The sequence below is a fragment of the Enterococcus sp. DIV0682 genome (assembly GCF_051712685.1).
Lineage (GTDB): Bacteria > Bacillota > Bacilli > Lactobacillales > Enterococcaceae > Enterococcus > Enterococcus faecalis.
In genome coordinates this window covers 1,142,882-1,161,459 of record NZ_JBIOPK010000001.1, presented here as the reverse complement: position 1 = coordinate 1,161,459, position 18,578 = coordinate 1,142,882, and the positions used below count along the sequence as shown (strand labels likewise).

The 18,578-nt window shown below is 36.2% G+C and carries 20 protein-coding genes; 6 read left to right on the top strand and 14 right to left on the bottom strand.

Annotation, left to right across the window (positions count from 1 at the left end):
• Window positions 1-9: 9 nt before the first annotated feature.
• The 4 genes from IGK96_RS05555 to rimM form a co-directional block, all read right to left on the bottom strand.
• Complete coding sequence (locus IGK96_RS05555) at window positions 10-426, bottom strand: hypothetical protein (protein WP_010828836.1); 417 nt, start codon at window positions 424-426, stop codon at window positions 10-12.
• Window positions 427-1,438: 1,012 nt separating this feature from the next.
• Complete coding sequence (gene rplS / locus IGK96_RS05550; RefSeq protein ID WP_002357176.1) at window positions 1,439-1,786, bottom strand: 50S ribosomal protein L19; 348 nt, start codon at window positions 1,784-1,786, stop codon at window positions 1,439-1,441.
• 143 nt (window positions 1,787-1,929) lie between these two features.
• Window positions 1,930-2,670, bottom strand: coding sequence for a tRNA (guanosine(37)-N1)-methyltransferase TrmD (gene trmD / locus IGK96_RS05545; protein ID WP_002381776.1), 741 nt, complete (start codon window positions 2,668-2,670; stop codon window positions 1,930-1,932).
• A complete protein-coding gene (gene rimM, locus IGK96_RS05540; RefSeq protein WP_002360070.1) occupies window positions 2,660-3,184 on the bottom strand; it encodes a ribosome maturation factor RimM in 525 nt (174 codons plus the stop codon). Before rimM ends, trmD begins: the two co-directional genes overlap by 11 nt.
• Window positions 3,185-3,359: 175 nt before the next feature.
• Between rimM and IGK96_RS05535 the strand changes: the two genes are divergently transcribed.
• Window positions 3,360-4,504 (top strand): IS3 family transposase gene (locus tag IGK96_RS05535; protein WP_096397480.1). Its coding sequence is split into 2 segments (ribosomal slippage): window positions 3,360-3,633 and window positions 3,633-4,504, totalling 1,146 coding nucleotides; the frame shifts between segments, so codons are not numbered across the junction.
• A 69-nt stretch (window positions 4,505-4,573) separates the two neighbouring features.
• Here IGK96_RS05535 and IGK96_RS05530 read toward each other — a convergent pair.
• Window positions 4,574-5,935, bottom strand: a complete 1,362-nt coding sequence (locus tag IGK96_RS05530; protein WP_010828837.1) for an Nramp family divalent metal transporter — start codon at window positions 5,933-5,935, stop codon at window positions 4,574-4,576.
• 196 nt (window positions 5,936-6,131) lie between these two features.
• Between IGK96_RS05530 and IGK96_RS05525 the strand changes: the two genes are divergently transcribed.
• The 3 genes from IGK96_RS05525 (at window position 6,132) to IGK96_RS05515 (ending at window position 9,239) form a co-directional block, all read left to right on the top strand.
• Window positions 6,132-6,506: a VOC family protein gene (locus IGK96_RS05525; RefSeq protein WP_002381774.1), complete on the top strand. Its 375-nt coding sequence runs from the start codon at window positions 6,132-6,134 to the stop codon at window positions 6,504-6,506.
• Between the two features lie 230 nt (window positions 6,507-6,736).
• The gene (locus IGK96_RS05520) at window positions 6,737-7,336 is read left to right on the top strand and encodes a TVP38/TMEM64 family protein (RefSeq protein ID WP_002357169.1); all 600 of its coding nucleotides are present in this window, start codon (window positions 6,737-6,739) and stop codon (window positions 7,334-7,336) included.
• Window positions 7,337-7,436: 100 nt separating this feature from the next.
• Window positions 7,437-9,239, top strand: coding sequence for a glycerophosphoryl diester phosphodiesterase membrane domain-containing protein (locus tag IGK96_RS05515; RefSeq protein ID WP_002364138.1), 1,803 nt, complete (start codon window positions 7,437-7,439; stop codon window positions 9,237-9,239).
• 45 nt (window positions 9,240-9,284) lie between these two features.
• On the opposite strand, the gene IGK96_RS05510 is transcribed toward IGK96_RS05515, so the two are convergent.
• The 5 genes from IGK96_RS05510 to IGK96_RS05490 all read right to left on the bottom strand — a co-directional run bounded on the left by IGK96_RS05510 (window position 9,285) and on the right by IGK96_RS05490 (window position 14,170).
• Entirely contained in the window at window positions 9,285-9,971 is a 687-nt protein-coding gene (locus IGK96_RS05510; protein WP_010777778.1) for a Bax inhibitor-1/YccA family protein, read from the bottom strand.
• Entirely contained in the window at window positions 9,964-10,449 is a 486-nt protein-coding gene (locus IGK96_RS05505) for a MaoC/PaaZ C-terminal domain-containing protein (protein WP_002357164.1), read from the bottom strand. The genes IGK96_RS05510 and IGK96_RS05505 overlap by 8 nt, the downstream gene beginning before the upstream one ends.
• 198 nt (window positions 10,450-10,647) lie before the next feature.
• Window positions 10,648-11,985 (bottom strand): UDP-N-acetylmuramate--L-alanine ligase, encoded by a 1,338-nt coding sequence (gene murC / locus IGK96_RS05500; RefSeq protein WP_002357163.1) that lies wholly within the window; start codon window positions 11,983-11,985, stop codon window positions 10,648-10,650.
• 154 nt (window positions 11,986-12,139) lie between these two features.
• Window positions 12,140-13,093, bottom strand: a complete 954-nt coding sequence (locus IGK96_RS05495; protein ID WP_002360064.1) for a hypothetical protein — start codon at window positions 13,091-13,093, stop codon at window positions 12,140-12,142.
• Between the two features lie 117 nt (window positions 13,094-13,210).
• Complete coding sequence (locus tag IGK96_RS05490; RefSeq protein ID WP_002360063.1) at window positions 13,211-14,170, bottom strand: aromatic acid exporter family protein; 960 nt, start codon at window positions 14,168-14,170, stop codon at window positions 13,211-13,213.
• A gap of 102 nt (window positions 14,171-14,272) precedes the next feature.
• Between IGK96_RS05490 and IGK96_RS05485 the strand changes: the two genes are divergently transcribed.
• Entirely contained in the window at window positions 14,273-14,884 is a 612-nt protein-coding gene (locus IGK96_RS05485; RefSeq protein ID WP_010713300.1) for an FUSC family protein, read from the top strand.
• Between the two features lie 40 nt (window positions 14,885-14,924).
• Here the strand turns inward: IGK96_RS05485 and IGK96_RS05480 are convergent, their stop codons facing one another.
• Window positions 14,925-15,806 (bottom strand): ROK family protein, encoded by an 882-nt coding sequence (locus tag IGK96_RS05480; RefSeq protein WP_002360061.1) that lies wholly within the window; start codon window positions 15,804-15,806, stop codon window positions 14,925-14,927.
• A 2-nt stretch (window positions 15,807-15,808) separates the two neighbouring features.
• A complete protein-coding gene (yidD, locus tag IGK96_RS05475; protein ID WP_002357157.1) occupies window positions 15,809-16,111 on the bottom strand; it encodes a membrane protein insertion efficiency factor YidD in 303 nt (100 codons plus the stop codon).
• A gap of 177 nt (window positions 16,112-16,288) precedes the next feature.
• On the opposite strand from yidD, the gene IGK96_RS05470 reads away from it, so the two are divergent.
• Window positions 16,289-16,441, top strand: a complete 153-nt coding sequence (locus tag IGK96_RS05470) for an SPJ_0845 family protein (RefSeq protein ID WP_002357156.1) — start codon at window positions 16,289-16,291, stop codon at window positions 16,439-16,441.
• Window positions 16,442-16,457: 16 nt separating this feature from the next.
• On the opposite strand, the gene yihA is transcribed toward IGK96_RS05470, so the two are convergent.
• Together yihA and clpX are read right to left on the bottom strand one after the other, a co-directional pair.
• Window positions 16,458-17,039 (bottom strand): ribosome biogenesis GTP-binding protein YihA/YsxC, encoded by a 582-nt coding sequence (yihA, locus tag IGK96_RS05465; protein ID WP_002357155.1) that lies wholly within the window; start codon window positions 17,037-17,039, stop codon window positions 16,458-16,460.
• A gap of 97 nt (window positions 17,040-17,136) precedes the next feature.
• Entirely contained in the window at window positions 17,137-18,390 is a 1,254-nt protein-coding gene (gene clpX, locus IGK96_RS05460) for an ATP-dependent Clp protease ATP-binding subunit ClpX (protein ID WP_002357154.1), read from the bottom strand.
• Between the last annotated feature and the right edge of the window lie 188 nt (window positions 18,391-18,578).

Sequence of the window (18,578 nt, the reverse complement as noted above, 5' to 3'; positions counted from 1 at the left end):
TTAACTATCCTATTTACCACCAAAATCACCATACACATTACCTTCTGCATCAGATATACGTTTACCTTCATCAACTTTTTTAAACTCTATTTTTTTCGTTTTTTTGTCCAATTGACCTGTAATTTCATAGTTCTCTTTATTTTCTTGTATTTTAATATTTTTATATACCTTTTTTTCTGTTCTACTTGTTTTTTTTGTATCTTCATTATTGGGATTAACTAAATATTCTTTTTCAAGCGTCATGGTTTTATCCTTGTTGAAAAAAATTGAACCTTTCGTTAGGTCTTCTTCCTTTTCAATAATCGTGGTGAGTATTAAAGGAAACGAACTGGCATTCAAAAGATTGCCGTTTTCTTTTTTGTTATTACTACAACCTACCAAAAACATGAAAAAAATAATACAACTAAAATACCCGATTTTTTTCATGATTACTCCCTCCTATTACATAAAGTTAGAATAGCTATTGTTCATTAATATCGACAATTCTTTGCGCCGGGCTTGAACCATTGGTAACGTAGCCTCCATAAGTACAGATATATCCTCTTATGTTTGGATCTTCTCCGTAGTCTTGCCAACGTTGAAGTTTTAGATTTCCTCTAAATTGACCATCATCATACCAATAGTAATTAGGTATACTTGCACCTTTTCTTATTGTAATGGTTTGGTAAATAAACTTAGTCGTTGTCCTACTTAAAGAATAATTTGTATCAGAAATGAATTATCTCTTGGATCATAAGGTGGCACTTTTTCAAACTCAGGAAGTTTTCTCTGTATTTGTACTTCAGGAGTATTCGCAAAGTAATCTACTATCTTGACAGTTATTAAAAGAATCACTACCCTCAAAACTATAGCAAACATAAAAATTATTCCATTCTAATTCTTCCATAATTATCATGTCCTTTTACAATTAATATACTTATTTTATCGTATATATTTTAAAAGGAAAAGAACACTATTTAAATAGCAAACGATTCTTAATTAAGTTTACTACTATTTTCTTGTATTCTTATAGCACCAACAGTCCTGCTATTTATTGGTTACTTGCTAAAATACTTATCTGTGCTCTTTGTATTTATTTCTTTTTGATTGAATATAAAAAACAAAAATCCTGTAACTATGGCCCTGAATAATTGATTTGCCAATACTATCACCCCATTCTGCTTCTTCTCCAATTTCAACTGATATTGACAAACTAACGTAGTTTTTGTTTCTTGATCCAAGCACTTAACTGAAATTTTGGTTTTCAGTACTCCCTCTTTTTATCTTTCTAAATTTCCTCACACCTTCAATTTTCAAAAGATTTCTGAATCATTGTCCAAAAACCTAATTTTCACACTTATGTGACTTCAAAAAAAAGTCAAAGTGATTTTCCACTTAATTACACACAAAAACACCCTCTTGCTGAGCAAGAGGGTGTTCATTTGTCGAATAGTAAAGATTAACGACGGATTTCTTTGATACGAGCTGCTTTTCCGTGTAATGCGCGTAAGTAGTAAAGTTTTGCACGACGTACTTTACCGTAGCGAACCACTTCAATTTGAGCAACACGTGGTGTGTGTAATGGGAATGTACGTTCCACACCAACACCATTTGAAACTTTACGTACTGTGTAAGTTTCGCTGATTCCAGCACCACGGCGTTTAATTACAACACCTTCGAATAACTGGATACGTTCACGAGTACCTTCGACTACTTTCGCATGAACGCGAACAGTGTCACCAGGGCGGAACGCAGGAATATCCGTACGTAATTGTTCTTGTGTTAATTCTTGAATTAATGGATTCATTTTATCCTTCTCCTTATTCCCAAATATTCTTATGGTCACTTCTGCCACAGCGGAATATTGTAATAGTTAGAGCGCATTGCACTCACCAAATTAGTTTACCACAGACAAAATAAGCTGTAAAGAGAATTTTCTTGAAAGTTCCCTTATTTTTGCTCTTCTTGTTTAATTTCCTCTAATAACTTCAACATTTCAGGCGTCATTTCTACTGATTCCAACATGTCAGGTCGACGCAAAAAGGTCCGTCGTAATGATTCTTTTAGTTGCCATTCTGCAATTAATTTATGGTTACCATTCGTTAGCACGGCAGGGACTTCCATATCATTGAAAATAGCAGGTCTGGTATATTGTGGATGCTCTAATAGGCCAGTGGAATGTGAATCCGTTTGTGCAGAAAGATTGTTACCTAAGACATCAGGTAATAAACGGACTGTTGCATCAATCATAACCATCGCACCTAATTCGCCACCTGTTAGGACATAATCCCCCAATGAAACTTCATCTGTGACCATCGTGCGAATTCGCTCATCATAGCCTTCATAATGTCCACAAATAAAAACTAAATGTTCTTCTTGTGAAAATTCCTCGGCCATTTTTTGATTAAACGGTTTTCCTGCCGGATCTAATAAGATGACCCGTTTTGGTTGCTGGTTTGTCTCTTCTTCAATTGCTTTTAGGTTATCATAGATCGGTTGTACTTTTAAAAGCATCCCCGCGCCACCGCCATACGGATAATCATCGACCGTTTGGTGTTTGTTATCTGAAAAATCGCGAAAATTAGAGACATTCAATTCTAATAACTGCTTTTCCCGAGCTTTCCCAATAATTGATTCCCCCATTGGTCCTTCAAACATTCTAGGAAAAAGAGTTAATACATCAATTCTCATCGTCAATCAATCCTTCTGGAATATCCACATCAATCCGTTGATTTTCGACATCGACTTTTGTAACAACGCCTTCAATATACGGTAAAAGTAAATCTTTTTTCTTTGGTCGTTGGACGACCCACACATCATTCGCGCCAGGAGATAAAATTTCTTTAATTTTTCCTAGTTCACTGCCGGTTTCATCGTAAACAGTAGCACCAATGATTTGGTGATAATAAAATTCGTCCTCTGCCAATTCAGCGAGATTGTCTTTTGCAACTTTTAAAATACCGTCACGATATTTTTCAACATCGTTGATATTTGGATGTCCTTCAAAGCTTAAAATGTCAAAATTCTTATGCTTGCGGTGGGACTTCACGACCAATTCAATTGGTGCTTTTTTCTCTTGAAATAACAGTAACGTTGCCCCTTTTTGATAACGTTCTTCTGGAAAATCCGTTTTCGAAATGACCCGAACTTCCCCTTTGATTCCTTGTGTGTTCACAATTTTTCCTACATTTAAATAATCTGTCACGTGAAATCCTCTCTTCCTTGTATTTCATCTTTCCTATTCTACCATTTCTTACGCGCAAATTCTATGAAAAAACAAAGGCCAACTTTTGAACTGACCCAATAAACTGAGACAAAATAAAAAAGCACCTCTTGTTGAATTCACGTTAAAATGAATTTAACTAGGAGGTGCTTTTTCAATGGGAAATCGAGTTTCTTATCCGATTCACATCAAAGAAATGGCTATACAGATGAAAAAAGAGAATATTCCTGTAAAAATAATTATGGCAGAATTAGGAATTAAAAACAAAACACAAATTGAAACATGGTGGCGTTGGTACCGTAATGGCGAGAATCATCGTCTGGTTCAACCCGTTGGAAAACAATATGCTTATGGAAAAGGTCCAGAAATTCTATCAAATGAACAACAGCTTAGAAATGAAAATAACTATTTAAAAATGCATATTGAGGTGCTAAAAAAGTACAAAGAATTGGAAAGGACGTGGAGCCAGAAATATTTGTAGAATTAGTTAAAAGAATGAAAGGAAAAATAACCATTACTGCATTGTGTCAACTTTTCGGCGTTTCGCGAGCTACTTATTATCGTTGGACTCATCGAAAAGACTTGGGAAAGTTAACACCTCTTGAAGAAGCTGTTCGTCGACTTTGCTTCCAACATAAGTTTCGATATGGCTATCGAAAGATTACTGCGTTGATTAATCAGGAATACAAAGTAAACAAAAACACCGTACAAAAGATTATGCAGAAATATCATTGGAATTGTCGCGTGAAAATGAAGAAACGCAGTAAAGTGGGACAACCTTACACGGTTGTCGAGAACAAGCTAAATAGACAATTTTCTTCAGACGCTCCTTTAAAGAAATTGGTAACAGATATTACTTATCTGCCTTTTGGTCAAAAGCAATTGTATTTGTCTTCAATTATGGATTTATACAATGGTGAAATTATTGCCTATACCATCGGTGATAAGCAAGATACGGCTTTTGTTCTGGATACACTTGATCAATTGCCCCAAACAACGGATTGTCTATTGCATAGTGATCAGGGCTCTGTTTATACTTCTTTTGACTACCAGAATCAAATAAAAACAAAAGGCATTACCATGAGTATGTCCCGCAAAGGGACACCTTCAGATAATGCCTGCATCGAATCGTTTCATGCCTCACTAAAGTCTGAAACGTTCTACTTAGATGGGCTCACAAATGAACCTACATCTATTGTAATAGAAATTGTAAAAAAATACATTACTTATTATAATGAAAGTCGAATTCAACAAAAACTAGACTACCAATCGCCGATAGATTATCGGAAATCAGCAGTCTAGGAAAATGCTTTTTTATTCCTGTCTCACAATCTTAGGTCAGTTCCCTTTTCCAGTTAGCCTTTGTTTTTATTAATTCGTTAAACCGGTTAATGTGCCATAAATTAAAAATAAATTCAATAACGTCAAGGCAATAGCAATAATCCAAGCTAAAAATTTCACCCACGATGGATTCGCAAATTGGCCCATTAATTTTTTATCACTTGTATACATCGTTAAAGGAATAATCGACACTGGCAAAGCAATACTTAGGAAAACTTGCGTATAAAGTAACAAGTCTTCAACAGCCGTTTCGCTACCGCCATAAATAATGACACAGATAATGACTGGCACAATTGCTAACAAACGAGTTAACACTCGTCGTGCCCACAACGGCATTTTTAAATGGATAAAGCCTTCCATTACAATTTGTCCTGACAGCGTACCTGTAATCGTTGAATTTTGACCCGAAGCCAGTAAAGCAATTGCAAAAAGAATACTTAACACTGGGCTAGCAATATTACCAACAATATCTGGATTTTTCAGAGCATCAAATAAATCAACAAATTTACCTAATTCACTGTTGGTTCCATAAAATAATGCTCCTCCTAAAATTAACAACAAACAATTTACGACGAAAGCAACAGTTAATTGAATATTTGAATCCCAAGTAGTGAAACGAATTGCTTTGGCTTTCTCAGCATCATCGTTACGATCAAATTTCCGTGCTTGCGCAATGGAAGAATGCAAATATAAGTTATGAGGCATGACTGTCGCTCCAACGATCCCCAAGGCTAAAAATAACATGGATTTATCTGTCGCTATTTTTGTGTCTGGAATAAAACCTCGTAATACTTCACCAACATTTGGATCTGCTAATGCCACTTCATAAGCAAAAACAAAAAAGATAACTGCAATTAAACAAGAAACAATTGCTTCGATTTTGCGAAAGCCTAACTTTGTCAGTAGCAACAGTAATAAAACATCAAACGTTGTTATCAACACACCAATTAATAATGGAAAACCAAATAATAATTGCAAAGCAACGGCACCACCAATTACCTCAGCGATATCTGTTGCCATTATGGCTAACTCCGTCACCACCCACAAGGCAACGCCCGTTCGTTTACTTGTATGCTCTCTAGTCGCTTGAGCTAAATCCATTCCTGTCACGATTCCTAAGCGCGCAGCCATACTTTGTAGTAACATGGCAACTAAACTAGAAAGTAAAATCACACTAAGTAACGTGTACTTATATTCCGCTCCGCCAGCAATTGACGTAATCCAATTTCCTGGATCCATATAACCAACAGCCACTAAAGCGCCAGGTCCGCTATAGGCTAGCAAAGTTCGCCAAAAGCTAGCGTTTTTAGGTACCTCGACGGTATTATTTATCTCTTCTAAACTAGGTCCATTTGCATAATTAAGCATTTTTTCCGTTTTCTTTTCTTTCATCCAACATCCCTCAATCTATCTTGTTCACACATTTCACTTTTAGGTACACCTAAAACTAGTTAACATAATTATAGTCTTCTTATTCTTCGTTGTAAACTGTTACATTTTAATTTTTTAAGCACTTTCGCTATAAATCGTTTGGTTTTTACCAAAAAATCCCTTACACTTATTTTATCATAGATCGGAGGTTATGAGGATGAAGTTAGATATGGTCGGTATTATCGTCAACGATATGACACAAGCACTCTCTTTTTACCAAACGCTAGGTTTTAACGTGCTGGGAGAAGCTTCGCCTGATTACACAGAATTACAAAACAATGGCGTCAGGATTTCTTTAAATTCACTACAAATGATTACTGGTGTCTATGGGTTTGCGCCTAGCCAACAAGGCGATAAAATTGAACTTGCTTTTCTTTGTGAAACGGCCGCAGAAGTTGATAACACCGTGAAAAAAATGAGCCAAGCTGGTTACATTGTTTTTAAAGAACCTTGGAATGCACCTTGGGGCCAACGATACGCAATCATTAAAGACGTGGATGCAAATTTAATTTCACTCTTTGCCCCTCTATAATATTACTAAAAGATGCGCCACTTTCGTTTCTTTTACTCTCTTTCGAAAGATCAGTGCAGAATGGGTCTTAAGTAGGATGTCTTTTCTGTCTCTTTTTTTGTATAATAAACTTATCAAACGATGCGTATCTTACAACTTTGTTCGTTTGCAGAAAGAACAAACGATGTTTTTTATTGATAAAAAGTTATATACTAAAAGTACGATGAGTATAACTAAAGGAGATGAGAAATGTGAGTGTTACCCTATCTAGAAAAATTGTTAATATTATTTCCATTTTGGGCATTGTTGCAACCATAATTGCAACCATCTATTTTATCCGATTAGGTGTCTTCAAGGACATCAATGCACTAAGAGGACTAGTAGGGCAATCTGTCATTCTCGGTCCGATTATTTTCATGTTAATTCAGATTATTCAAGTGGTTATTCCGATTATTCCTGGTGGTGTTAGCTGTGCTGCAGGGGTCTTGATTTTCGGGCCAACAATGGGCTTCGTCTATAATTACGTTGGTATTGCACTTGGCTCTATTATCATTTTCTTATTAGGTCGTAATTATGGGAAACCATTCATTATGAGCCTTGTCAGTGATAAAACATATAACAAGTATATCGGTTGGTTAGACAATGAAAAACGTTTTGAACGATTGTTTGCTTTAGCAATTTTCTTCCCGATTGCACCGGATGATGCGCTTTGTTTAATGGCCGGTTTAACAAAAATGTCTGTGAAAAAATTTACTCTGATTATTTTATTAGCAAAACCTGCTTCTATCTATTTATATAGTCTTGCGTTAATTTATGGCGGTACATTTTTAACTAGCTTACTGGGAATGTAAAATAAATAAAAAAGCGAACGGACTAAATCAAAACTCTGCCTGTGTCAGTTTGATTTAGTCCTTTTATTATGGAATTTTGGTAGAAACTGGGGGACTTTTGATGTTTAGTTATTTTAAAAATAGTATTGTGAATACGCTAGATTTTCTTAAAGGGACAACGGCGTATTTTCGCGATGTGCTCTTGATGCACGGATTTATGTTATTCGTTCTATTGCCTTTATTGACAAGTTTGTCCAAATTGGTACTCAAAGAAGGTGGGATTGATTATATTTCCTACGATAACTTAGGGGCAATTGCTACGCAACATCCCTATGTCCTTTTGACTTTTCTACTAATTGGGCTGTTAATTTTACTAGCGCTCTTTTTTGAATTTACCTTTTTATTGCTTAGTGTTTATTTTATTAAGAAAAAGCAACCAATTACTCTAACGCAATTATTGCACGGCACCTTGCTTCAGATCAAAAAAGTTCGAGGAATTACCTTTCTGTTTTTCCTGGCATATTTCTTTTTGATTTTACCATTAAGTGGGTTAACCTTCCGCTCTTATTTATTAACAAGAGTTAAGATTCCAGCCTTTATCTTAGATTTTATTTTTGCAAATCGCGTCATTATTATTATTGGTTTCGTATTGTTAGAACTGATTATCTTATATTTAGCGATTCGACTTGCTTTTGCCCTTCCAGAGTTGATTTTACGTGATGTTGGTTTTCGTGAGTCTTTAAAACGTAGTTGGCAAATTACAAAGCGACGCTTTTTCCAGATTTTAGGACAATTTATTATCATTGGTGGAACTGTTTTAGGGATTTTTACGGCTGGCTATTTCTTGATATTTTTAGGTCAAACCGCAGTCGAAACGTTTAAACCTGAGTGGTCTTTACCTAGCGCTGTCATCGCTATGACGCTCCTTCAGGTTATGATGCTCTTAAACTTGGTGTTGTCTAGTGTTGCTATTTTTTACATTATTGTTGATGATATGGAGGATGAAGGGATTTTGCCTGACACGCCAGAATGGTTCACCCCGAAATCAGAGGTTCGGGTAGAATGGACCACCTTCAGAGTCGTTCTTTTTTGTTTGATTGCAATCATCTTCGGAATTGGTGTAGGCACCTATAATACGAATTACCTAAGTCATACACCTGACCGAAAACCGGTTACCATCTCCCATCGTGGTGTTAATGGTAACAATGGCGTTCAAAACACCTTGGACTCTTTAATCGAGACCAATAAGGCAAAACCTGATTATGTTGAAATGGATATTCAAGAAACCAAAGACCATCAATTTATTGTCATGCACGATTTTAATTTACGGGCGTTAACGGGTGTTAATAAACGACCAAATCAATTAACACTTAAAGAATTAACGAACATGAATGTCACAGAAAATGGTCAAACTGCTAAAATGGTTTCTTTTGATGATTATTTAGCCAAAGCCAATCAATTAAAACAACGTTTATTAATTGAAATCAAAACCACGCCTCAGGATAGCCCTGATTTAGTACAGCGCTTTGTCAAACAATACCGTGAAAATATTTTAGAAAACGGCCATATCCTTCATACCTTAACCTATGATACGGCGATGGCCTTAAAGAAAGAAGAACCACGCTTTTATGTAGGCTACGTTATTCCTTTCAACATTGTGGGACCGCCTAAAATGCCAGTTGACTTTTTTACTATGGAATACAGTACAATGAATCGTAACTTTGTAAATGCCGCTCATCATGATGGGAAAAAGGTTTATGCTTGGACAGCAAATGATGAAGATGTTATGACGCGAATGATTTTTTATGGCGTCGATGGTATCATTACCGATCAGCTCAGTCTACTGAATGAAACAATGAAAACCGATTTAGAAAACCCAACATACTCCGATAAACTGTTGAATTTCGCTATTGGAATGGGTTAAAAAAAGAGCCAATCTGCTCAGCAGATTGGCTCTTTTACGTTCATGTTAGTTGTTTTTACCAAAAATTCTTAAGAAAGCTAAGAATAAGTTGATGAAGTCAAGGTATAATTGTAATGCGAAGAAAACGGCCATCCCAGTACCTGCTTGATCACCTGTTTGCGCATAGACTTGGCGAATACGTTGGTTATCGTAAGCAGTAATCCCTGAGAAAATTAGGACCATTAAAATGGAAATAAAGAATTCTACAGCATTACTGTGTAAAAGGAACATATTTAGCAACATCGCAATGATAATTCCGATTAAGGCACTATAAGCGGCATGACCAACTGCTGATAGGTCTTTCTTCGTAAAGACACCTACTAATGACATCGCGCCAAAGGTAGCTGCTGCACTTAAAAATGCGCCGGCCACTGTTCCACCAGTATACATTAATAACGTCACGGATAAAGTGACACCATTTAATAATGCATACGCAACAAATCCTGCAATCGCAATAGTTGGATTCTTCTGTGCTTTTGCGCCTAGATATAAAACTAAGCCAATTTCAACAAGCCAAATCATCCAAAAAGCTAAGCTTGATTGGAATAAAGTAGCTAGAACAGGTGAAAAGACAGTTGTCATTGCATAAGCCATGATTGCGCTAATACCAATTCCTAACGCTAAAAATCCGTAAATTTTGGCATAAAATTTATTCAAACCTGTGCCAGTTTGGATATATTCTTGATTATTCATAAGTTAAAGTCCCTTCTTTCTCTGTTAGTTCATCAATCGTCACTTGGGGTGGTTGAACCATCACCACTGCATCTAACACGCGATTTTCTTGCTCATTAACAGCCTCAACTGAAATGGTAATCACATCTTTCATTTTGTCAACTTTGATTACTTCTAATTGGAAAGTTAATGTTTCGTAATGAAAAACGGGTTCCACAAAGTTCACAGAGAAATTAACAACATGTGAACCTGGTCCTGGTAAATGTTTTGAAATCGCACTAGTGATAATTCCCATCAGCATAATTGATGGTACGATTGGTTTTTCATATTCTGTTTTTTGGGCATAATCATGTTGGATATATAAAGGATTCGCATCATTGGTCAAGCCCAAGTAAAGTAATAAGTCCTTGTCTTCAATTGACTCTGTCAAGGACAACGAATCTCCCTCTTCGATATCTTCGATGGTTTTGCCTAATTTTCTCGGTTTTCCGATATTCAAATTAGTACACCTCCGTTATTGATAAGATAATTGTACCAAAATGTACTTAAAAGGCAAGCTAAAAAGTAGTCCTTAAAGGATGTTTAAACAAAACCAACTTATCTACCATGCTAGCATTCTAAAAACAAACAACGGAACAGGAGCAGCTTCTTATTTTTTGAAGCCAGATACCCCTGTCCCGATTTTTTTTATGTTCTCTTATAAAACGTTTCTAGTTGTGTTACTTAGTAATGTTTCGTAGGCTTGTTCAAATTTCTGAACGTCGCCAGCGCCCATAAAGACAACCACTGCATTTTCAAAATCTAGTAAAGGCGACACATTATCTTCGGTAATTACTTGTCCACCTTTTTGAATTTTTTCACCTAAATCTTCAATGCGTACCTCGCCTTGTGTTTCACGCGCAGAGCCAAAAATATTACATAAGAATACTTCATCTGCTAAATCCAGTGCTTCAGCAAATTCATCCATTAAGGCAATTGTTCGTGTAAATGTATGTGGCTGGAAGACAGCAATAATTTCTTTATCAGGATATTTTTGACGAGCGCCATCAATCGTTGCTTTAATTTCAGCTGGATGGTGCGCATAATCATCAACAATAATCATGTCACTGACTTTTTTCTCGCTAAAACGACGTTTTACACCTTTAAAACTTAGCATTTCTTCTGCGACTTTTTGCATATCAAGTTTTTCAAAATAAGCCACAGCAATCACACCTAGCGCATTCATGATATTGTGATGGCCAAATGCTGGTAAGACAAAATGACCTACAAAATCATCCTTGTGATAAACATCAAAAGATGAGCCTTCCGTTGTTCGTTGAATATTTCGGGCTTGGATATCATCCTCTTCGCTGACGCCATAATAATAAACTGGCACTTCTGATTCTAACTGACGAAGATACTTATCATCACCATAAGCAAAAATTCCTTTTTTGACTTGATGAGCCATTGTTTGGAACGCTGAAAAAACGTCCTCAATGCTCTTGTAGTAATCTGGATGATCAAAATCGATATTCGTCATAATCGCATAATCTGGTGAATAAGCCAAGAAATGACGGCGATATTCACACGCTTCAAATGCAAAGAAATCAGCATCTGGTTCGCCGTGGCCAGTGCCATCCCCTATTAAATAACTAGTTGGATTGATACCACTTAATACATGTGCTAGCAAACCAGTCGTACTTGTTTTCCCGTGTGACCCTGTTACAGCAATGCTTGTATACGGTTCGATAAAACGAGCAATGAAATCGTGGTAACGAATTACTTCTGCGCCTAATTCGATGGCGCGGGCGATTTCCTCATGGGTATCTGGAAAAGCATTTCCAGCAATAACAATCATGTCTTTATCAATATTATCTGCATTAAATGGTAAAATAGGGACACCTGATTTTTCAAGATCCCGTTGTGTAAAGAAATACTCTTCTACGTCTGATCCTTGAACGTTGTAGCCTTTTTGGTGTAAGACCAACGCTAATGAGCTCATGCCAGAACCTTTGATTCCGACAAAATGGTATAATTTGTTCTCTTGATTTCCCATTATAATCCTCTTCTCTGTCACTATATAAAACATACCTTTTTTAAAAAAATTTCAATCATACGAGATTCATTATCGTATAAAACAAAAAAATAATCAACTATTAAAACAGAATAAAAAACTTACATGTTTCAATTCCACATGCAAGTTTCATCTCTTAACTAAAATATTTACTGTTTTCTAATACAGAACTTGAATCTTCTAGCATCCCACTTAATGGTTTATCCAAGATACCCTTTTTCTTTTCTTCTGTCACAGGTGCTTCCGGCTCCACTTGAGCATTCGCTTTAGCTAATTTTTTCCCATAAGCCGTTTGACTTTTAGCATTTTTCTTTGCGGCATTCAAACGGGAACGCGAACGTAAATCCAACGCATCTTCGCCAAAACGTTCTAAGTCTGGTTTGATTTGTTGATATTGTCGTCTAGTTAAAGGAATCTCAGGTTCTGAGGTTGGAATATTAAACTTCCGCACCGTTGGATCTTCTTCCGTATCTTTCACTTGAAAAGCCGTTGGTTCATCATCAAGAATGACATATGAACGCCGATCTTTTTTCATTGCTTTTAGCAACTCTTCTTCAGTAAAACTAGGTTCCTGTTCCTCAGGAATCACAGAAGCCGGGATATATTTAGGAACAAAATAAGAAGGTGTCGTTTTCTGCACTAATGGTGATGCGGCAGGTCTACTTGGTTTCGCTACGACTTCTTTTTTTTTATACGTTTGTGTCCAGCCATTTCCTTTTGGCGTCCCAAAAAGGCTATTATTTTTTTTCGTTGCTTGTTTATTTTTCGTTGCTTTACTAGCATGTTTTGTGTAGTCTGGCAAATTAGAACGATGACGTGCTAATTGCTCTTGTTGTGCTGCTGTTAATTGTTGTGTTTGTTTATTTGTAGTTGATTGATTCGTTGTTGGTTGTTGGACGGATGGTGTGCTTTGTCTGGTATCTTCGGCAGATGTTGCAGTTCTTCTGCTACCTGACATTGCTTTACCAATCAGATCATCTTGAAATAAGTTACGTTCATTATCTGTTGGTAATTTTACGCCCTGTTCATCATCATATGCTGGAAAACGGAAATGTTTTCTCTTCACTTGAGCATTATCCATTGCGGTCATTCCTTTTATTTTTCTTTCTCATTAGTTTAACACATTCTCAATGAATACTAAAGAACTTGCCTGAATTTTTAAGAGAACAAAAAAAGAAACCTCCGTTTAAAAAGGTTTCTTTTTTGTTTATTTATCTAGTTGTAATTTGGCAAAGTCCGCTTTGACTTGAATGAATGACTGAAACAATTGTAAAAACTGAAAGAGTCGCGCCCGATTTTCAAATTCACTCCTTGTTTGCGGCAATGGTTTTGTGCGATAGGTTTCATAAACGGTCTTAATTCGATTCATAATTTCTTGTCCATCATTATTCTCTGCAAATGTTTCTGCCGTATATTCCAACAATTGTTGAATATAACGAACTTGTTGCGCATCAACAGTAATATCTTCTAATAATTCCAACATGTTTTTTAGAATATTACTTTGCATTTTTCTCATCGCAAAGTACTCTAAATAATACGTATTGGTAGACAGCAATTGATTCTCGGCATGATTTTTGGCCCACGTCTCGCCTGTGCGAATAAAGGTTTTTAAATCTGCACAATGCATGACCAAATTTCGCTCTCCTGCAGCGTTGTTTAAATGTAGCGCCATTTCCCTTAAAATTTTACGAAACATTGTTTCAATGACTTCTTGGTCTTCTCTTAAACGTTTTTCTGTATCAGGCATATAAGAATTAGCTAATAACGCTAGTCCCACACCAATACTCATTAATAAAAACTCATTTCCAATAATCGCCCAAGAAAGATTTTTTTCGACTAAATAATGAGTTACCAAAACGGAACTCACAACAATCCCATCAGATAATTGAAAATACACAGCTGCTGGAATAAATAATAACAAAAAAATACCAAAAGCAATCGCTGTAAAACCTAAAAAAGTAAAACAAATATACGCTAAAATAGTTGCTAAAGCTAAGGATAACAAACGATAAATTCCTGTCATGACAGATGTTTTTTTCGTGCTAGTAACACTTAAAACTGAAATAATCCCTGCCGAAGGGGCATAAAGTAATCCCAGTTTTTCCGCAATAATCATTGCTAATGCAGCGCTAATGGCTGTCTTGACTGTTCGTAAACCAATTTTCATGCATACTCCCCTTAAAAAATAATAATTCTTCACTTTTCTCTAGTAATTTTACCTCTATTTCGGTTATCATTAAAGAGAAAAGTTATTTAGGAGCGAATATTTATGATAGTGGGTCGATTTCGTTTAGGCATGCGAACGTTAAAAACAGCAATTGCTGTCATGCTGTGTATTCTTTTATTTCAATTTTTCCATCGTGGCTCACCTATGATTGCCTGTTTAGCAGCTGTTTTTTCGCTAAGACAAGATTTAAATACCAGTTTGTCTTTTGGAAAATCGCGCATTATTGGAAACACATTGGGTGGCTTTTTAGCTTTGCTTTATGTATTAGCACAAGATTATTTTCCTAATCAACACTTAGTAGAATTACTGCTACTACCACTTTTAGTCATTATCGTCATCGTTGTTTCTGATGGGATTAATAACAATGCTGGAATCATTTCTGCAACTGCGACACTTTTAATGATTTCTTTAAGTATTCCGCAAAGCGATTCCTTTCAATATGCAATGGAACGTGTGTTGGATACATTCATTGGGACCTTTATAGCGATTGGTTTAAACGTCTTTTTACAACCTAAGCCAGCAGAAGAAGCCCATGAAATTTCTGAAGATTTAGCTGAATTAGAAAAGAAAGAAAAAGAACTAGAAGCTTTACGCCAACAAGTTCAAGCGCGGATTGACGCAGAAGAAAGCACTGACGACAAGGCAAATAAATAAAGAAACAGCCGATTGAAGAGAATAACAATCGGCTGTTTCTTTATAGTTCCCAATTCGTTTTTGCTTGAAAGTTGGCGGCTGCGCCAATCAAGTTAGCATCATTTTGATAATGGCAGGTCACGATTTCTGGAACAAAATCTTTTAATTCAAAGGTCTGTAAATGCGTTAGCATCCGGCGATTAATCTCTGCTAATAAGCCTTCTTTAGCAGAAACACCGCCTCCGAGTACAATCATTTCAGGATCATAAGAAAACTGTAAGCCGAATAATCCTTGTGTTAAATAATCATAAAAATTATTGACTTCTTCGCGAGCAATCTCATCCCCTCGTTGTGCCAGTTCAAAAACTTCTTCTCCTGTCACCGCCTGTTTTTCGACTCCAATTCGTTCACAATAGCGCTGAGCCATCTTGACAGCTGTGCCAATTTCACTGAATGTTTGGCCATTACTTAAAAAGTTCAGTCCAAACTCGCCTCCATATAAATGAGCGCCTTTGTACAATTCACCATTGCGAAAAATCGCTCCGCCAATTCCTGTCCCAATAACGACAAAAAGCACTTCTTTTTTTCCTTTCGCCGCGCCTTCATATATCTCAGCTAAACCAGCACAATTCGCATCATTTTCGATAGTCACTGGTAAGCCAAACAACGCTTCTAATTCTTCATAAATGTTAAAATGATGAATATATGGAATGGCGGAAATCCCTAAAATCTGTTGACTTTTTTCGTCAACTACTCCAGGTGAACTAAAAGCAACACCACTAATCGACTCATTTCTTTTGTCTGCATAAACCGAATATAAATGCGCTTTCATTTCTTCCCAAGAGCCAGGTGTTGGAAAGCTCCCTTGATTTGTTAATTCTTTGCCTGTCCAAACGCCGTATTTCACGGAAGAACCGCCAAGATCAAATGCTAAAATTGCCATATTTATCCATCCTTTTCTACTTCTGTTTTCTTATTTCTTCGATACGTATACGGTCCATGATAGGTCTCATCAGGATTTTTCGTCAAGCGAAATTTCAACGGAACATAGTCAATGCCGCCTTTAACAAAAGGATGACATCGTAAAATCCGTGCTACCCCCATCGTTGTTCCTTTGACACTTCCATGTGTATGAATTGCATCAATCATATATTGTGAACACGTTGGGTAATAGCGACAACGTGCAGGCAATCCTGGAGAAATAAATCGTTGATAAAAACGAACACCGCCGATTAACGGATTTTTCATAAAGTGCCTTCTTTCTAACTAATTCTTACTAAAGAATAGCTTGTTTTTTCATGTTTGGCAAGTCTTAGTTACGAGAAATTACACCAGGTGCACCTATGACGAATTCTTACATTTCTGTTGCTATCCAAATGAAAAAAAACGTGCTACACTATAAAAAAAGGAATGGAGGCTTAGTAAATGGGATTAAAATTTGAACGTTCCAATGACTTAGATAAACTCTTCGATTCTTTCGCCGTTGATCCATTAAAGAAAGAAGTACCTCTTGAAGAACTGGCAAAACAACGACAAGAAGTAAAAAAAGAAGAAGCAAAAAAACAAGCAAAAGAGTAATTTTGCTTGTTTTTTTCTATAGAAATTTTTCAATTGCTGTCCAAGCTGCTTCTTTTCCTTCTTTTGTTTCAGAAGAGAAAATAATAAAGTCATCTTGTTTATCAAAATTCAAGGCTTTTTTGATGACACTCTCGTGTTTGTTCCATTTGCCCCGCGGAATTTTGTCTGCCTTAGTTGCCACAATAATAACTGGCAAATCATAGTATTTCAAAAATTCATACATTTGGATATCATCTTGGGTCGGCGGATGACGTAAATCAATTAAAGAAACGACTGCACGTAATTGCTCACGTTGCGTGATATACGTTTCAATCATTTTTCCCCACTTCGCACGTTCTGTTTTAGAAACTTTGGCATAACCATAGCCAGGAACATCCACAAAGTGTAAGGCATCCTCAATTAAATAAAAGTTTAGCGTTTGCGTTTTACCAGGTTTACCTGAAGTTCTTGCTAAATTTTTACGATTAATCAAGGTATTAATAAAAGATGATTTCCCAACGTTCGAGCGTCCAGCTAAAGCAATCTCCGGTAACTGAGATTCAGGATATTGTTTAGGGGATACCGCACTAATCACGATTTCTGCATTATGTACGTTCATTGTTTTCCTCCGTTCTTCTGTTCAGTCTTTCATTCAAAAGCTTAACAAAAACAGCTCTTTCGGAGATCCGCCGAAAGAGCTGTTTTCAGCTTCAATCTTATACAGCTTCTTTATCTTTTTTGTTATAAATAATTGTTGGTTTACCGGTACCTTCAGCGGCCATTTTAGTAATGATAACTTTTTCAATGCTTTCATCTGAAGGAACATCAAACATTACGTCCATCATAATTTCTTCAATGATTGAACGAAGTCCCCGTGCGCCAGTATTACGTTCAATGGCTTTGGCTGCGATGGCTTTTAATGCTTCTGGTTCAAATTCTAATTTAGTGTCATCAAGAGACAATAATTTTTGATATTGTTTCACCAAGGCATTCTTCGGTTCTGTTAAAATTCGAACCAAGTCATCATTCGTTAATTTATCAAGCGCAGCCATTACAGGTAAGCGTCCAATAAATTCTGGAATTAAACCAAATTTCAATAAATCTTCTGGAATAATATGTTGCATGATGCTTTCTTCTTCATTTAAAGCAGAATTGGTTTTACCAAAACCAATAGTTTTTTCGCCTAAGCGGTTTTTAACAATGGTTTCAATTCCATCAAATGCTCCACCAACGATGAAGAGAACATTCGTTGTGTCAATTTGGATAAATTCTTGATGTGGATGTTTGCGGCCCCCTTGTGGTGGTACACTTGCAACTGTTCCTTCAAGAATTTTTAGTAAGGCTTGTTGAACACCCTCACCTGAAACATCTCGAGTAATCGAAACATTTTCACTCTTACGGGCAATTTTATCAATCTCATCAATATAGATAATGCCCTTTTCCGCACGTTCAACATTATAGTCAGCAGATTGTAGTAATTTTAAAAGGATATTTTCAACATCTTCCCCTACATAACCTGCTTCTGTTAAACTGGTCGCATCAGCGATTGCAAAAGGTACATTTAATGTTTTTGCTAACGTTTGAGCCAAGAAAGTTTTACCTGAACCTGTTGGTCCAATTAAACAAATGTTACTTTTTTGCAATTCAACGTCATCTTGAGTTGCAGCTGTTTCTGATTGATTCACACGTTTATAGTGATTGTAAACAGCAACAGAAAGTGTGCGTTTTGCACGTTCTTGTCCAATAACATATTCATTTAAAACATTTAAAATTTCTTGGGGTTTTGGCACATCCGTTAATTCTCGGACTGCTTCATCATAAAATTCTTCATCAATAATCTCTTTACATAGATCAATACATTCATTACAAATATAGACACCCGGACCAGCAACAATTTTTTTTACTTCTTCTTGTGTTTTCCCACAAAATGAACAACGAACGGTCCCGTTATTATCCGTATTGTCGTACATGTTCGTCACCCCTCTAAAAATCAAAAAATGACTGTCATCACAGTCTCTCATCATAATAGCACAAACCACTTTAAAATGCGAACATCTCAGATAGAAAGTTTTATTGTTCTTAGACTTCTTATGGTATACTACATTATATAAAAGCACTTTCATAAAAAGTGATTGTGTTGAAACAAATTGGAGGAATT

Coding starts and splice junctions, on each gene's coding strand:
- murC (WP_002357163.1), bottom strand. CDS start 11,985: ATGGGAAATCAAGAGAACAAATTATACCATTTTGTCGGAATCAAAGGT.
- IGK96_RS05490 (WP_002360063.1), bottom strand. CDS start 14,170: ATGAAAATTGGTTTACGAACAGTCAAGACAGCCATTAGCGCTGCATTA.
- IGK96_RS05530 (WP_010828837.1), bottom strand. CDS start 5,935: ATGAAAGAAAAGAAAACGGAAAAAATGCTTAATTATGCAAATGGACCT.
- rplS (WP_002357176.1), bottom strand. CDS start 1,786: ATGAATCCATTAATTCAAGAATTAACACAAGAACAATTACGTACGGAT.
- IGK96_RS05495 (WP_002360064.1), bottom strand. CDS start 13,093: ATGACCGCAATGGATAATGCTCAAGTGAAGAGAAAACATTTCCGTTTT.
- IGK96_RS05480 (WP_002360061.1), bottom strand. CDS start 15,806: ATGGCAATTTTAGCATTTGATCTTGGCGGTTCTTCCGTGAAATACGGC.
- IGK96_RS05515 (WP_002364138.1), top strand. CDS start 7,437: ATGTTTAGTTATTTTAAAAATAGTATTGTGAATACGCTAGATTTTCTT.
- IGK96_RS05485 (WP_010713300.1), top strand. CDS start 14,273: ATGATAGTGGGTCGATTTCGTTTAGGCATGCGAACGTTAAAAACAGCA.
- yihA (WP_002357155.1), bottom strand. CDS start 17,039: ATGAACGTACATAATGCAGAAATCGTGATTAGTGCGGTATCCCCTAAA.
- clpX (WP_002357154.1), bottom strand. CDS start 18,390: ATGTACGACAATACGGATAATAACGGGACCGTTCGTTGTTCATTTTGT.
- yidD (WP_002357157.1), bottom strand. CDS start 16,111: ATGAAAAATCCGTTAATCGGCGGTGTTCGTTTTTATCAACGATTTATT.
- IGK96_RS05470 (WP_002357156.1), top strand. CDS start 16,289: ATGGGATTAAAATTTGAACGTTCCAATGACTTAGATAAACTCTTCGAT.
- IGK96_RS05510 (WP_010777778.1), bottom strand. CDS start 9,971: ATGAATAATCAAGAATATATCCAAACTGGCACAGGTTTGAATAAATTT.
- IGK96_RS05555 (WP_010828836.1), bottom strand. CDS start 426: ATGAAAAAAATCGGGTATTTTAGTTGTATTATTTTTTTCATGTTTTTG.
- IGK96_RS05525 (WP_002381774.1), top strand. CDS start 6,132: ATGAAGTTAGATATGGTCGGTATTATCGTCAACGATATGACACAAGCA.
- trmD (WP_002381776.1), bottom strand. CDS start 2,670: ATGAGAATTGATGTATTAACTCTTTTTCCTAGAATGTTTGAAGGACCA.